This is a genomic window from Streptomyces sp. T028 (genome assembly GCF_048159505.1).
Taxonomy (GTDB): domain Bacteria; phylum Actinomycetota; class Actinomycetes; order Streptomycetales; family Streptomycetaceae; genus Streptomyces.
In genome coordinates this window covers 1-13,810 of sequence record NZ_JBLRVZ010000097.1, presented here as the reverse complement: position 1 = coordinate 13,810, position 13,810 = coordinate 1, and the positions used below count along the sequence as shown (strand labels likewise).

Genomic DNA, 13,810 nt, shown 5'->3' with positions numbered 1-13,810 from the left:
GTCGACTCCGTCATCACCGACCCGCCCTACAACTCCGGCGGCCGGACCGCGAAGGAGCGCACGAGCCGCAGCGCCAAGCAGAAGTACACCTCCGCCGACGCCAGCCATGCACTCCCGGACTTCACCGGTGAGAACATGGATCAGCGTTCGTACGGGTTCTGGCTGACGCAGATCATGACCGAGGCCCACCGACTGACGAAGAGCGGTGGCACGGCTCTGCTGTTCACCGACTGGCGTCAGCTGCCGATCACCACGGACGCGATCCAGGCGGCCGGCTGGCTGTGGCGTGGAGTGCTGGCCTGGCACAAGCCGCAGGCCAGGCCCCAGAAGGGCCGCTTCACCCAGAACTGCGAGTTCATCGTCTGGGCCTCCAAGGGGGCCATCGACGGCTCCCGTAATCCCGTCTACCTTCCGGGCCTCTACAGCGCCTCGCAGCCCTCAGGCAAGGCCCGCCAGCACATCACCCAGAAGCCCGTCTCGGTCATGCGTGAGCTGGTGCAAATCGCCCCGCCGGGCGGCACCGTGCTCGACTTCACCTGCGGCTCCGGCTCGACCGGCGTGGCCGCACTGCTGGAGGGCCGCGATTTCATCGGCGTCGAGAAGACCCGCCATTACGCGGAAATCGCCGCCGACCGACTCACCGAGACGCTCCAGCAGACCCTGACCCAGGACGACGTCACCCTCACGTCCTGACCGCCGTCTTCCGATGCCCGGAGCGGCCCGCTGAATGCTGCCCGGCGTCTTTCTCCCTCACCCGAAGAGGCGTTGTAGCACGAGAGTCCCGGTTACCGAAACCGGGGATTGTCCGGATGGTTGGAGCCGAAATCCCACCCATCGGCTGCGCCTTCAAGGAGACCCCTTTCGTGCCTGAATCCATAAACACCCCCGATGGCGGGGAGATGGAACCGGTCCGGCTGCCGGAATCCGATCTGGAGAGCATCGAAGCGAAGGTCCGCAAGCTGCTCGATCAGTCGGAACAGCAGGCCCGGCAGCTCGACAGCCTGTCCTCCGCACCCGTCCCCTCACCCTTCGCTGCCTACGGCATCCCGGGATTCGCGGGCATGCCCCTGCCGCCCGCTCCGCCGGAGCCGCGACCGATCCTGGAACTGGACGGCGAGGAGTACGAAGACGAACTCGACGCCCTCACGGACTGGGTGAACGGCTACTTCATCCGGTACGGCTCGGAGGTCACCACCGCGGCGCCCTGGTGCGAGCAGTGGCAGGAGCACGAGGACGTCGTGGCCTGGCTGCACTCCCTGTGGCTGGCCTACCAGCATCACAAGGAGCCCGAGGCGGGCCTGTCGGGCATGTTCGTGTGGCACCGCGATTTCCTCACACACGCCATTGCCGCCGTACGGGCGCCCGGCGGGCCGCTGTCGGCGTGCATGACGGACCCGGACCGGCCCGCCCACCGTCTGCTGCCCGGCCCGAAGCCCTCCTCCCGCTCCTCCCGGGAGCCGGAGCAGGACGTCCCTCCAGGCCAGGCCGCATGACCGGCAGCCCCGAGGCACGGTCGGCCTTCGGCCTGTCCTTCGACCCCCGCGCCCTGACCGACCTGCTCCAGGCCCCGGAAGACATCCGCGATCTGGCACTCGCCCAGCTCCAGGACGTCGTCAGCGCCCGGCTGTTCGGCAGCAAGCTCGAACGCGACCTAGCCGGCTGCCGAAAGTTGTACGTCGATCACCGCAACGAGTGGCGCATCGTCTACGCCCAGCGCCCGGCGCCCGCGAACTCCACACACCGCACCGAGATCCACGTGGTGGCCGTCCGCCCGCGCGCCAGGCACGACGTGTACGACACCGCCCGCGCCCGCCTCGGCATCGCCCGGCGTCCAACGGGCGCGCGGACGCATGCCGCGCGCACCCGCTCCCCCCAGCTGGACGCGACCCAGCCGATCCCCAAGCCGGGCCCGCTGCCGTCCGCGATGCCCGGCCTTCCCCGCCCCGCACCCACCACATCCCTGAAGGGTCCCCTTCGTTGACGCAGTTCCCCACCCTGATCGACCAGGTCGCCACCGCCGTCCTGGCGCCCGCCGCGGAGACCGAGAACCCGCACCACCGCGCCATCCTCGACGTGTTCACCGAGGTCCAGGACCTCGACCGGCAGCTCGTCGCCCTGTCCGGCGACAAGCTGCCCGACGGCGTCAGCGCCGCCGAGCAGCTGGAGAAGCTCACCGACGTCCTCGTCGAGCGCATGGCCGCGGGCGCCGAGCTGGGCGCACTGCTGTCCACCTCGTGTTGCTGCGCTGCTGCACCCGAGGGCGACGACGAACACGACGCGCAGGATGTGCCGGACGAGACGGAGGATGAGGACGCCGACTTCCTGTCCTGCCCGAGCCGGCCGAAGACGATCGTCCACGCCTGCCTCGATATCTTCGCCGTCGTCGGTGACCCGGACACCATGGCCTCCGCCGATCTCGTCCTGTGCCTGCGCGACCTGGCGGGTGACGCCGAGGGCCGCTGGCCGTACGCCGACCTCACCCAGGTCCGCCTTGCCCAGCTCCTGGCTCCCTACGGGGTCCGCACCCGCGACACCACCGGCCACGACGGCCGCCTCTACAAGGCATACCGGCGTACCGATCTGCTGGACGCACGAGCGGGCTGCTCCTGCTGACGCACCCCGCTCTCGCGCGCACGCGACGGGTGACGGACCGGGACTGGAACCTGGTCGACGCCTTCCACCAACACTGTTCGGAGACGAGCCTGCTGCGCCGCTGGGGCCGAACCTGCTTCGCGCGCCGGGACCTTTCGCGGCTGCTCGCCCATGCGGAGTGCTGGATCGGGCTCGACGCAGACGAGGAACCGGTCGGCCTCGTCTGCGTCGGCCCCGTCAGCCGCCAGGAGGGCGTCGTCGACCTCGGACTGCAGGTCGCCGACGCCCGCCAGCGCCAGGGCATCGGCACTGCCCTGGCCCGGCACGCGGCCGACGCCGCCCGCTCCCGGGGCGCTCACGCTCTGACCGCGTACACCGACGCCTCCAACATCCCGATGCTGCGTCTTCTCGCTTCCCTCGGCCCAGCCGTACACACGCGCGACGGCACCCACCTCGATGTCCGCATTGCCCTCGGCGAAACGTCTGCCGACAGCGGGCCGCCGTGATCACTCCCACCGAGAAACCAACCCCGCCTATGCCTCCCACTCCTCCTCCGCCTGCGAAGAAGGCGCTCACGGCCCTCGATCACCGCATTGAGGCGGCTGTCGGCCACAGCATCGATCAGCTGTGGCAGCACCGCGACCGCGACCTCCTCGACGAGCCGCATGCCCGCCTGGCTGACGCACACCGCGCTCTTGTCCAGGCCGAACACACCGTGACCTTCTACCGGGTCCAGCTCCAGAGGCTGGCCTCCGGTGAGTTCGCCGTCGACCATGCCTTGTTCACGCGCATCAACCGCACCGTCGCCACGCTGGAGGAGGCCGCCGCCACACGTGATGATCGCGAGCAACAGGTCAAGGCGGCGCTGGAGCCCGTGGAAGCCGCCCCCCGAAGTCGCAGGACCGGTCTGTCGGCGGAGCTGCCTCCGCCCGATCATGCGGCCCTGCTCGCCATTGCCCAGGGCGCCACACTGCGGGAACACCTGCTGACCCAGCGCCTGTCGGTCGTGACCGCCTCTGGCATCCGGGTCACCTACAGCCAGTTCCGTCGTTTGGAGCAGGCTGGTCTCGTCGCACGTGACGACTCCCACCCGCTGCACGCCGGGCAGCCGGTCACCCTCACCGACGCCGGCCGCTCACTCCTCGCCGCGCCGCGACCGCCCGGACCACAATCCTTGCCGCCTGTGCGGCGGGCTGGAGCCTGGCCGGCTGCGTCCGCCTCTCGGCGCTGAAACGCCTCAACGGTCCACTCGCGCACTCCTCGTTCCTGCCTGCGATCCGAAAGCATCGATGCCCACATCCACCCCGGACTTCCGCCTCGACGGCTACGAGGTGGTCAACGACCGTGTTGACGAGCAGTTCTGGCGGCACATCGCCATCGAGCAGGACATGCTCACCGCCCTGGCCGAGCACCACACTAGCGACGACCAGCACAGCTTCTACGTTCTGCACAACGGGGCCGTCACTTGGGGGATCCCTGGCGAGCCGCAGATAGTCGCCCTGCACCTCAAGCGCGACACCGTCGCGCGCACCTTCCGCTTCGCCCACGCCGAGCTGCCCCTGCCGGCCATGGCCCAGTCGTGGCTGATCGCCCGCGGCTGCCCCGAGAAGAAGATCCTCCTACCGGCGGGCATGGGTACCACGCCCGCTGACGACGCCACCCGGGCCCTGGAAGAGCGGCTACGCCGCGACGGCGACCACTTCGCCCTCCTGACCAGCTACACAAACGACAGCGAGCCCATCCAGACCACCGTGCTCCTGCGCGCCCTCGACGAGCGGGCGCCCGTGCCCTTCCGGGTGCTGCTGGAAGAGGCCGACACCGACACCTTCACGCACACGCTGCGCGAGGGCGGGTTTGCCACCTTTGAGGCCGCCACAACCTGGTGGGAGGCGCACTGGAGCGGCGAGGGCATCCCGCTGCCCGCCCCCGCACCACCTGCCCGCCGCACCACGCTGCCCGCGGCCCCGGCACGCCCCACGCCGCCACGCGGCCCAAGGCGCTGAGCCGAATACGAGAACTTCCCCCGGTGTCACGCCATTTCGCGCCGGAACGGATGTCGTTCGCGTATGTGAGTGCGGAATATAGCAGCCCATCCCCGGTTACCGAAACCGGGGATTCTCCGGACTCTTGAACTCGGCCCGCACTGCATCTGCCCGGGCCTGTTCCTGCATTTCTCCTTCCCCTCTATGGAGTCCAATTCCCCATGCGCTCAACCCGAATAGCCGTCTCTGCTGCCCTTCTGGGCGCCCTCGCTCCGCCCCTGGTCTCCGCGACCGCTGCGAGCGCCGTGCCCGCCGCCATGGACTAGCCAGAAAGCTGCCCCGGCAACGTCCGTGCTGTATCGCCGCCACCTGTAAGGCGGTTGGGTCGTGAATTTCCGGCCCTGTTTCCCTGAATGCCACCGGAAAGGAGATTGCTGTGCCCGATGCCGACGACGTGCTGGGCGTCCTCACCGAGCAGATAGAGACCCGCTTCCAGATGCCGATCGCCGAACTGCGCCAAGCCGTAGCCGCCGCTCCCCAGGCCAGCCCGGAAGCCGCCACGATCGTGCGCTGGCACGGCCTCCTCAGCGAGGCTCAGCAGGTACTGGACCAGGCCGAAGACGCCCTCGCCGAAGCCCTCGCCCAGCACATGGACGCCGTACCCGATCACGAATTCGTCGAGCTGCCCGAGCACCTCATGCAGTTCGCGCACACGGTGAACAGCGCGCACACCGTGCGGGAGGGACGCACCATGACGGTGCGCCACCTCCTCGACCCCCAGGCGATCGGAAACCGCACCGCCGTATGGCGCTCCCCAGCGGCGCGCCGGAGCCCGGCCCTGCCGACCACCGAACCATCGCTGCCCGCCGCAGGCCAGGCTCCCGTACGCGGGGCGGTCCGATGAGCGTGATCGACAAGACCTCCACACGGGACACCCTTCTGGAGGAGGCGTTCGGGGCCCCGGTCCGGGAGCTGTACGCGCAGGCGACAGGGCCCGACGCCTCCGCGGCCCTGGTGCGCGCGCTGGAGCTGCGCAGCTTCCTGGTGGTGGCCGAGGAGCAGGTGGCCCAGGTACGGGACCGCGTCCACGCCGCCACCGCCGCTGACCGGGACATGAACGAGCTGTCCGCCGACGACCTGCGCTTCGACGCCCAGTGGCTGGAGGCCGCCCTGTCCGGACGCAACGGCTACATAGCCGCCCTCGGCGAGCTCCTGCGGACCATGCCCGAGCCCGGCCAACGCCCGGCTCGGCCTCTCCAGTTCGCCCAGCAGAAGATCACGGCTGTTGCCGCACCCGCCCCGGCGCCCCCGCGCGCCGGGGCGGTGCGAACCCACCGCCCCTGAAAGTCCCATCGACCTTTGTCCCAGCCCTCCGCCAGCGACGCGCAGCAGATCGCCGGGCGCATCGAGGACCTCTACGCCAAGCCCCTGCGCGACCTCGAAACCGTCGCTCAGGCCAATCCCGACGGCAGCATGCTGGCCGCCCTGATCGGCAGCCTCACCGACCTGCAGTTCGCCGAACGCAACATCGCCTTCCAGCTGCAGCGGCTACGTGAACTGGCCCACCCGGAGCGGCAGATCGGCCCCGTCGAGGCCGTCCACATCCTCGACTGCGCCCGCCGGCTTGCCGACTCCGTCGCCACCCGCGACGCCCACACCAAAACCCTGAACGGCGTCCTGACCAGCTTGCACCGCGTCCCCGACCCGGAACCCGAGCAGGGTCCTGCCCCTTGCACCGCAGTCGTTCCTGCTCCCGCGCGTGCTGCCGCCCGCACCCGCTGATCTTCCCGCCCCTGCCTGAGGAGTTCTCCCTTGGCCGCCACCGGTCTGCCCCGTACCACCCGCACTGATCTCGCACGCGTCACCGAGGCACTGGAGATGCTCGCCCCGCGCTGGAGCGTGTGGACGCTGATGACGCTCGCCGAACAGCCGCTGCGCTACAAGGAGATCCAGTCCCAGCTGTCGTGGCTGCAGTCAGGCCAGATCAACCCGAGGCTGCGCAAGCTCACCGACTCGGCCCTGATCGAGCGCACGGAACACGCCCGCAATCACGTCACATACGGCCTGACGGCACGCGCCTCCGAGCTGCTGCCCGTCCTGACCGTCATCGCTGCCTGGGGGGACGAACACCTGGAGAAGGAGTTCGTGCGCAACGCGCGCACGGGAGCGACGGAGCCCGAGCGGATCGCCTCGGCCCAGAACGCCGAAGACACCATTGCCCTGATCAGCCCGCGGCACGCCACCCCGATCCTGTGGGCGTTGAAGGCGCGCGGGGCGGCGAGTGCGAAGGCTCTGGCCGCCGAGGCCATGCCCACCTACGGGCTTCCCGCCGTCTACCTGCCGCTGGACCGGCTGGTCGCCGACGGCCTGGTCATCAACCGCTCTACGGCCGCGGGCGCCGGCGAGTATCAGCTCACCGCCACAGGCCGGGCCCTCGCGCCCGTCTTCCAGAGCCTCTCGGCCTGGGCGGCCGGACACCCGCTCGACACCGCCGGCGCCCACCCGCTGTGGGGGCAGACACCCGCCTCCGCCCGGACCCGGTCCGGGCCGTGGCTGACCACACAGACCCGTCTCCCGGCCCCCGCAGGCCCCGCCGCCCCATCGGCCACTGCTCCGGCGTGGCGGGCCGGCGACCTCTTCTCTCACCAGACACCCACCCGTCCTCTCCAGGTCTCCCCGGCAGGAGGCCCGCGCCGGTGACCAGCACAATGCTCAACCACCCGCACACCTGCCGGGTGATCAGCGCCCTGTCCCTGCCGTCCCTGATCCGGCTGGTCAGCGAGATCGACGACAACGGCCCCATCAGCCACCGACGCGGCAGCCTGCAGAGCGCCTTCGGCGACCTCACCGTCAACCAACTGCGCTACGCCATCGAGGTCGCCCGCGACCTCGGCCTAGTGCACGCCGACCCCCAAGCACCGACCCGCTACCGGCTCACCGAAGCAGGCGAGGATCTGGCCGGCGTGTACGACGTGGCGGCCCGCTGGGCCCGCACCCACCAATACCCGAGCCCTACCAGCGACTTCGTCACCCGCGTCCAGCACATCCTCAAGCTCCTCACCCAGCCGACGGCAGCCGTACGCGAAGCCGACCAGGCCGGCAAGCCGGCCGTGCCCGCGACCGGCGAAACCGACGCCGACGTGGCCTTGATACCCGACGCTGCCGAAGCGGCGCTGGCCGAGTGGCTCCAGACGCATCCCCACATCCTGCGCTCGACCGCACCCCGCTCATCCCACGCGGCGCAGGACCTGGAGTGCGCTGCGTGAGATCCCGTGTCGGACACCGGCACGCACGCCGAACGGTCCCCACCATGCTGCGCGGCATTTACCTGCCGCGCAGCATGGACGCCGCTGCGTTCGCCATGACGACGTACGGCATCCCCCTGTTGGTCTTGGCCACCACGAACTCCGCGGCCCTGACCGGGCTGGCGTTCGCACTGGAGTGGATTCCCCGCCTGGCGGCGTTCGCGCTGGCTGGCTCCCTGGTCGACCGCCACGGCACCAGCCGTGTCTTCCGCCTCGCCTCAGCGGCGCGGGCGCTCGTGGTGGTGATCGCCGCGCTGGTGCTGCCGCAGCAGAACGATGCCGCCGCGGCCACCGTCACCGTTCTGCTTCTCGCCGCCGGCACCGGCGCGCTCACCGAGTTCTCCTACGTCGCCGCCGAGACCGCGGGCGCCGAGGCTGGCCGCGAAGCCGGCATGCGTGCACACCGTGTGCAGGCGGTCCTGCTCGGCATCGACCAGACGATGACCTTGGCTGGCCCCGCGTTCGCCGGACTGCTGCTCCACTTCACAGGCGCCACCGGAATGCTGATCGCGATCGCCTCTTTCTCTCTCCTCGGCTGTGCCCTCGTCCCGTGCCGGAGACTGCGCGAACAGGCTCGCGAGGCAGCCACCGTCCGGAAGGGGTTGCGTACCGGCTGGTCCACACTTCGGTCGCTGCCCGCACTCAGCTGGCTGGTGACCGGCCTGACCCTGTCCAATCTGGCGGTCGGACTGCTGCAGGCCGCCGCCCCGGTGATCGTGGTCAAGCAGCTCGGACACACCACCGCCGACGTGGGACTCACCTGGTCCGCCGCCGCACTCGCCTCCCTCGTGGCGGTCGCCGTCTGCCGCAAGGCCATCGACCGCTGCGGCCTGTGGACGGTGGGCGCCGTCTCCGCGGCGATCGCCGCCACTGCATGCCTGGCCATCTCCCTCACCCACACCTACAGCGCCTATCTCGCACTCACCGCTGTCCTCATGGCCGGCGAAGGCGGCCTGACCGTGGTGCTGCGCACCCTGCGTACCCACCTCATCCCGCCGGAAGTGTTCGGCGCCACCCTCTCGCTGACCATCTTGCTGCTCCTGCTGCCCTTCCCCCTCGCCGGGATCCTTGTCGCCGCCGTACCGCCCTCGCTGCTCGGCCATGCGATCACCGGCTGCGCCGTCCTGCAGACCCTGGGCCTCGCCGTCACCTTCGCGCGCTTGCGCACCCTCCCCGGCCTGCGCACCTCCTTCGCCTGAACCCTCCCGGCCGGCCGTTGCCGACTGCTCGTCCTCACGGAGACCACCCGATGCCCACGCCCCACACCTGCGCCCACCAAAACCCCAGGCCGGCAACCCGTCCGTCGCACCGCGCGGGTTCGAGGCCCACAATCACGGACCGCTTCCTAGCCTTTGACGCCCAGCACCCGTACGTCTACCGGGCGTTGGAACGTCTGACAGCCATGCGGCCGGCCTCCGGGGCCACCCGCATCGGGCTCAAGGCCCTCTTCGAAGACCTGCGCTGACAGCTGCCCGAGGGCATCCGCGGCCTCAACAACAACTTCACCGCCCTGTACGCGCGGAAGCTGATCGCCGATCACCCCCACTGGGCGTCTGCCTTCGAGCTGCGACGTCGACGAACGCCCTGATCCGCCCGGGAGCCCAGCTCTCGACCGTCTTCTCTCTTCCCCCTGTTTGGAGCCCTGCTTGCCCTCTCGTACCGGTAACCCGGTTGTCCTGATCGTTGCCGCCGCGGACATGGAGGCCGAGGCGTACCGCGGCTTTTGCCTTCAGAACATCGCCGCCAACTACGACGTCGTCCTCATCACCAGCGTGGAACCGACGTGGGAGCGCGCTTTCATCACCGACTGGGAAGTCGCCGACCCGACCAACCAGGCCGCCCTGACCGCGGCCGGTCAGGCTCTCGCCGAACGTCATCGCCTGGCCGGGATCATGACCTGGACCGAGTGGTACCTCGTTCCCGTCGCGCGCCTCGCCCGCCGGCTCGGCCTGCCGGCTAACCCTCCCGAGGTGATGCAGGGCTGCCGCAACAAGGCCACCGCCCGCGCTCTCTTCGCCCGCCACGGGGTGCCCTCGGCCGCATCTGCCCGGGTCCGCACCGTTGAGGAGGTGGCGCAGGCCGCAGCACGGATCAGTTACCCGGTGGTCCTCAAGCCCGCCGCCCATGCAGCCAGCATCGGCGTGATCCGCGTCAACACCCCCGGCGAACTGCCCTCCGCGTACGCGATCGCCAACGGGGCCGCCGGACGTGGCGTGGAGAGCCGCGAGGTCCTGGTCGAGGAGTACCTCGACGGGGAGGAGGTGAGCGTCGAGTGCGCCACCTTCCAGGGACAGACCACGGTGGTCGCCGTCACCCGCAAGACCGTCGGCCTGGAGCCCTACTTCGAGGAACTCGCCGACACAGTGGACGCGGCCGACCCGCTGCTGGCCACCGTGGCCCCGGCCGCCGACGCCGCCATCGCCGCGCTGGGCATCACAGGCGGGATTAGCCACGTCGAAATGCGCCTGGTCGACGGCCGCCCGCGGCTGATCGAGGTCAACGCGCGCCTCGCCGGCGACCTGATCGGCCACCTCGTCCACCTCGCCACCGGCATCGACCTCGCCCATGCCGCCGCCGACATCGCCTGCTCACGCGTCCCCGACCTGACCCCCACTCGCCACGGGGCTGCCGCCATCCGGTTCGTCTACCCCGCGTACTCGGGCCTGCTCACCGCGTGCCGTCTCACCGATGGCTTTGCCGAGCGGGCCGAGGGACTGGAGCAGGTCCGCTTCCAGCGGCAGGTCGGTGAGGAACTGGTGCTGCCGCAGGACGGCGGCAATCTGTTCACCGCCCGAATCGGTTTCCTGATGACCACCGGGCCGAGTGCCGCCGTCGCTCAGGCGCGCTCCCAGGAGGCGTACCGCAACCTGAAGGTTCAGATCATCCCCCCTCTGGATGTGGATAAGGCTGGAGAGGGTCTCGCCGAGTGAGCGGCACCGTGGCGACCGAGTTGGTGCGCAGTCGCCGTCTGCTGATCGGGTACTTCGCCGGTCTCGGTGTGCTGATGGCCGTGTGGGGCGCGCGCATGCCCGCCGTCCAAAAGAGTGCCGGCCTGAGCACCGCCGAGCTCGCCCTGGTCCTCCTGGCCGCCGCCCTCGGCATGGTCGCCGGACTCCAGATAGGAGGCCGCCTCGCCCACCCGGCCCGACTCCCCGCCCTGCTGACCGGCGGCGCCATCGGTCTGGCCGCCTGCCTTGCCGCCCTCGGCGCCTGCCGCAGCCTGGACACCCTCCTCGCGGTGGCGTTCGTCTTCGGCGCCGCGCACGGCGTCCTCGATGTCGCAGCCAACTCTTCGGCGGTCCGCTGCCAGAACGCCCACGGACGCCCGATCATGGCCGGGCTCCACGCGAGCTACAGCCTCGGCGCTCTCGCAGGTGCCGCGGTGGCCGCGGCCACCGCACACACCCCGCACACGGTCCTGTTCGCCGGTGTCGGGGCCACCGCCACGGCAGCGGCCTGCGCGACGACTCGGCTCACCCGCTGCGTTGTCGCTCCCGGACTCGAGCCCGCCCAGAACCCCGCCACGCCCGACCCCAAGGAGCACGGGGGCTTGTCCCGGCCCCGCCTGTGGCTGCTGGGCGCGCTGGCGGCCGCAACCCTGCTGGGCGAGGGAGCCGCCGCCGACTGGGCCGCCGTCCACCTGCACAGCCTCGACGCGACGACCGCGACCAGCGCGGCAGCGTTCGCCCTCTACAGCGCAGCCATGGCCGCCGGACGACTTGCCGGCGACCGGCTCACCACCCGCTACGGCGCCCCCGCCGTCGTGCGCATCGGCGCCGCCCTGGCCGCACTCGGCCTCGCCACCGGCCTGGCCGGCTCCACCATCGCCTTCGCACTTGCCGGGTGGGCGGCCTTCGGCCTGGGCCTGTCGGTCACGATCCCCAGCCTGATCACCGCCGCCGGCGCCGGCGGCCCCCGCGCGGTCGCCACAGTCGCGGTCACCGGCTACGTCGGCCTGCTCGCCGGACCCGCCCTCATCGGCGCACTCGCCACCTTCACCACCCTGCCGATGGCGCTGCTGCTGCCCGCCCTCCTCGCAGCCGCCGTCGCCGCCCTGTCCCGCAAAGCCCTGGAGAATCCAGCCCCTTGACCAGCACTTCCCTTACGCCGACCCGCGCGGACGCCGTGATCATCGATTACAACGGTGTCCTGGGCCGACAGCCCACCCCGACCATGTGGACCCGCCTCGCCGATCTCGCCGAGTGGCCCAGCGGACAAGTGACCTCCTTCCAGGACGCCTTCTGGGCACCCCGGGAGGCGTACGACGCCGGAGAACTCAGCGACCTCGCCTACTGGGCCAAGGTCCTCGGCCACCACCCCGGCGCACGCTGGCTGCGCACCCTGCGCACAGCCGACACCGCCATGTGGACCCGCACCGACGACCGCGTCCTCGACATCCTGCACCGCGCCCGCGCCACCGGGCTGCCCATGGTGCTGCTCTCCAACGCCCCGCACTTCCTGAGCGACGCCCTCGACACCACCGACTGGAGGCGGCAGCTGATGACCGACGCCCTGTACTCGGCCCGCCTGGGCCTGTGCAAGCCCCACCCGGCCGCCTACGAACACGCCCTCACGGCCACCGGCATCACCGATCCCGCACGCGTGCTGTTCATCGACGACCGCGACGACAACTGCCAGGCCGCCGCCGAACTGGGCCTGCGCACCCTGCACTACACCGGCCAACCCACCGACATCGCCGAGCAGCTGCTCCCCGCCGGCTTGGCCTCCGTGCGCCAGCCAGCAGCCCCGCGCGGTACCAGCCGCTGATCTCGCCTGCCCTCGCTCAACACCACCGCCGACCCCAGGACCCTTGTGCCCGACACCGAAGAGATCGACGGCGACGTCTACGTCTCTCCCCGCTACCTCGCCGGCAGCACTGCCATCGGCGACCCCGCGCTCGAGCCGCTCCTCGGGCTCGGCTTCGACCTGCGGAACGATGACCTCGGCAACGCCTACGTCACCGCCCCCGACCACCGCATCCGACTCGGGTTCCTGCCCGAGGGGGACGACGACGGACTGTGGAGGATCAACGCCTACCGTGACCGCTTCGGCCCGCCCGCGTGGGGCGTGAGCTTCAACGACAACTGCCCGACGGAGTTCGTCACCGCCTTCACCACCGCCCTCGCCGAGGCATACACCGCTGGCCCCGACACCTACCTCGCCCAGCCCGACCTCAAGGACCCCGAGCTCGGCGCCTTCGACGCCGTGGTCCCGCTGATCAAGAACGGCTGGCAGTTCCAGCACCCGCGCTGGGGCGTGATGGAACTCCAGCCCCCCGACAGGATGGCCACCCTCGAATACACCACCGGCCGCCTCGACCCGGAGAAGGAACTGACCACCCTTCAGGCCCGCTGGCACATGTGGGGAGGTCCCAAGAGCGGCCACGCCCGCTGGTACGCCACCGCCACCACCCACACCCCGACCGCCCTGGTCAAGGCCATCACCCAGAGCGTCGCCGACCCAGCACCGCTGCCGCGCTGGAAGGACGGCATGCTCCCCTGGCTGCGCGAGTCCACACAGCTCACCCCCGTCACGCCACCCGCACCCCGAGTTCCCACGCCCCTCGACGTCCAGCGCGCCGCCGCCCGCCGCCCGCCGGCCCTTGGGACCCGCAGCGTTCCGCGCTGGAGCACCACCACGGTCGCCACGGCTCCCGCCGCAGCCCGCACCAGCCCACGCCGCTGAACCGGCCTCTCCTGCCCCGCACATCAGAAGGCAACCCGTAAGTGTCCGTACACGCCAAGCAGTTCTTCACCGAGCACCTCACGCTCCCGTTCACCGAGAGCACCGTCGTCGGCAACACCTACTACGCCACCCCGCTGCCCAACTCCGTACTGCGGCTGCGGATCGACTTCTCGCGCACCATCCGCGAAAACGAGTACGACGGTCTGCGCCTTGCCGTCGTCCACCCCGAGAAGGGGGACGTCGACG

17 protein-coding genes and 2 pseudogenes are annotated in these 13,810 nt (G+C 70.7%); all 19 read left to right on the top strand.

Annotated features, from left to right (window positions below; translation table 11 throughout):
• The coding region (locus ACLZN2_RS50285; protein ID WP_416986919.1) for a DNA-methyltransferase at positions 1-693 on the top strand (693 nt) is incomplete at its 5' end.
• Between the two features lie 206 nt (positions 694-899).
• The gene (locus ACLZN2_RS50280; RefSeq protein ID WP_416986925.1) at positions 900-1,493 is read left to right on the top strand and encodes a DUF4913 domain-containing protein; all 594 of its coding nucleotides are present in this window, start codon (positions 900-902) and stop codon (positions 1,491-1,493) included.
• On the top strand, positions 1,490-1,981 hold the full coding sequence (locus ACLZN2_RS50275) for a hypothetical protein (protein WP_416986918.1): 492 nt from the start codon (positions 1,490-1,492) through the stop codon (positions 1,979-1,981). The genes ACLZN2_RS50280 and ACLZN2_RS50275 overlap by 4 nt, the downstream gene beginning before the upstream one ends.
• The gene (locus ACLZN2_RS50270; protein WP_416986916.1) at positions 1,978-2,613 is read left to right on the top strand and encodes a DUF3631 domain-containing protein; all 636 of its coding nucleotides are present in this window, start codon (positions 1,978-1,980) and stop codon (positions 2,611-2,613) included. The genes ACLZN2_RS50275 and ACLZN2_RS50270 overlap by 4 nt, the downstream gene beginning before the upstream one ends.
• Before the next feature lie 29 nt (positions 2,614-2,642).
• Complete coding sequence (locus ACLZN2_RS50265) at positions 2,643-3,098, top strand: GNAT family N-acetyltransferase (RefSeq protein ID WP_416986915.1); 456 nt, start codon at positions 2,643-2,645, stop codon at positions 3,096-3,098.
• 29 nt (positions 3,099-3,127) lie between these two features.
• Complete coding sequence (locus ACLZN2_RS50260) at positions 3,128-3,823, top strand: hypothetical protein (protein WP_416986913.1); 696 nt, start codon at positions 3,128-3,130, stop codon at positions 3,821-3,823.
• A gap of 58 nt (positions 3,824-3,881) precedes the next feature.
• On the top strand, positions 3,882-4,595 hold the full coding sequence (locus ACLZN2_RS50255; protein ID WP_416986912.1) for a hypothetical protein: 714 nt from the start codon (positions 3,882-3,884) through the stop codon (positions 4,593-4,595).
• 415 nt (positions 4,596-5,010) lie between these two features.
• The gene (locus tag ACLZN2_RS50250; protein ID WP_416986911.1) at positions 5,011-5,478 is read left to right on the top strand and encodes a hypothetical protein; all 468 of its coding nucleotides are present in this window, start codon (positions 5,011-5,013) and stop codon (positions 5,476-5,478) included.
• Positions 5,475-5,918, top strand: coding sequence for a hypothetical protein (locus ACLZN2_RS50245; protein WP_416986910.1), 444 nt, complete (start codon positions 5,475-5,477; stop codon positions 5,916-5,918). The genes ACLZN2_RS50250 and ACLZN2_RS50245 overlap by 4 nt, the downstream gene beginning before the upstream one ends.
• Before the next feature lie 15 nt (positions 5,919-5,933).
• Complete coding sequence (locus tag ACLZN2_RS50240; RefSeq protein ID WP_416986908.1) at positions 5,934-6,356, top strand: hypothetical protein; 423 nt, start codon at positions 5,934-5,936, stop codon at positions 6,354-6,356.
• A 30-nt stretch (positions 6,357-6,386) separates the two neighbouring features.
• Positions 6,387-7,274, top strand: coding sequence for a winged helix-turn-helix transcriptional regulator (locus ACLZN2_RS50235; protein ID WP_416986906.1), 888 nt, complete (start codon positions 6,387-6,389; stop codon positions 7,272-7,274).
• Entirely contained in the window at positions 7,271-7,840 is a 570-nt protein-coding gene (locus ACLZN2_RS50230; protein ID WP_416986905.1) for a hypothetical protein, read from the top strand. Before ACLZN2_RS50235 ends, ACLZN2_RS50230 begins: the two co-directional genes overlap by 4 nt.
• A gap of 44 nt (positions 7,841-7,884) precedes the next feature.
• The gene (locus tag ACLZN2_RS50225) at positions 7,885-9,078 is read left to right on the top strand and encodes an MFS transporter (RefSeq protein ID WP_416986903.1); all 1,194 of its coding nucleotides are present in this window, start codon (positions 7,885-7,887) and stop codon (positions 9,076-9,078) included.
• Positions 9,079-9,128: 50 nt separating this feature from the next.
• Positions 9,129-9,467: pseudogene (locus tag ACLZN2_RS50220) on the top strand (hypothetical protein).
• 109 nt (positions 9,468-9,576) lie between these two features.
• The gene (locus ACLZN2_RS50215; protein WP_416986923.1) at positions 9,577-10,809 is read left to right on the top strand and encodes an ATP-grasp domain-containing protein; all 1,233 of its coding nucleotides are present in this window, start codon (positions 9,577-9,579) and stop codon (positions 10,807-10,809) included.
• Positions 10,810-10,883: 74 nt separating this feature from the next.
• Positions 10,884-11,969 carry an MFS transporter gene (locus ACLZN2_RS50210; protein ID WP_416986921.1) on the top strand — a complete coding sequence of 362 codons (1,086 nt, stop codon included), beginning with the start codon at positions 10,884-10,886 and terminating at the stop codon, positions 11,967-11,969.
• On the top strand, positions 11,966-12,646 hold the full coding sequence (locus ACLZN2_RS50205; protein WP_416986901.1) for an HAD family hydrolase: 681 nt from the start codon (positions 11,966-11,968) through the stop codon (positions 12,644-12,646). The genes ACLZN2_RS50210 and ACLZN2_RS50205 overlap by 4 nt, the downstream gene beginning before the upstream one ends.
• A gap of 45 nt (positions 12,647-12,691) precedes the next feature.
• Complete coding sequence (locus ACLZN2_RS50200) at positions 12,692-13,564, top strand: DUF317 domain-containing protein (protein ID WP_416986899.1); 873 nt, start codon at positions 12,692-12,694, stop codon at positions 13,562-13,564.
• A gap of 41 nt (positions 13,565-13,605) precedes the next feature.
• A pseudogene (locus ACLZN2_RS50195) lies at positions 13,606-13,810 on the top strand (hypothetical protein); the annotation flags it as partial.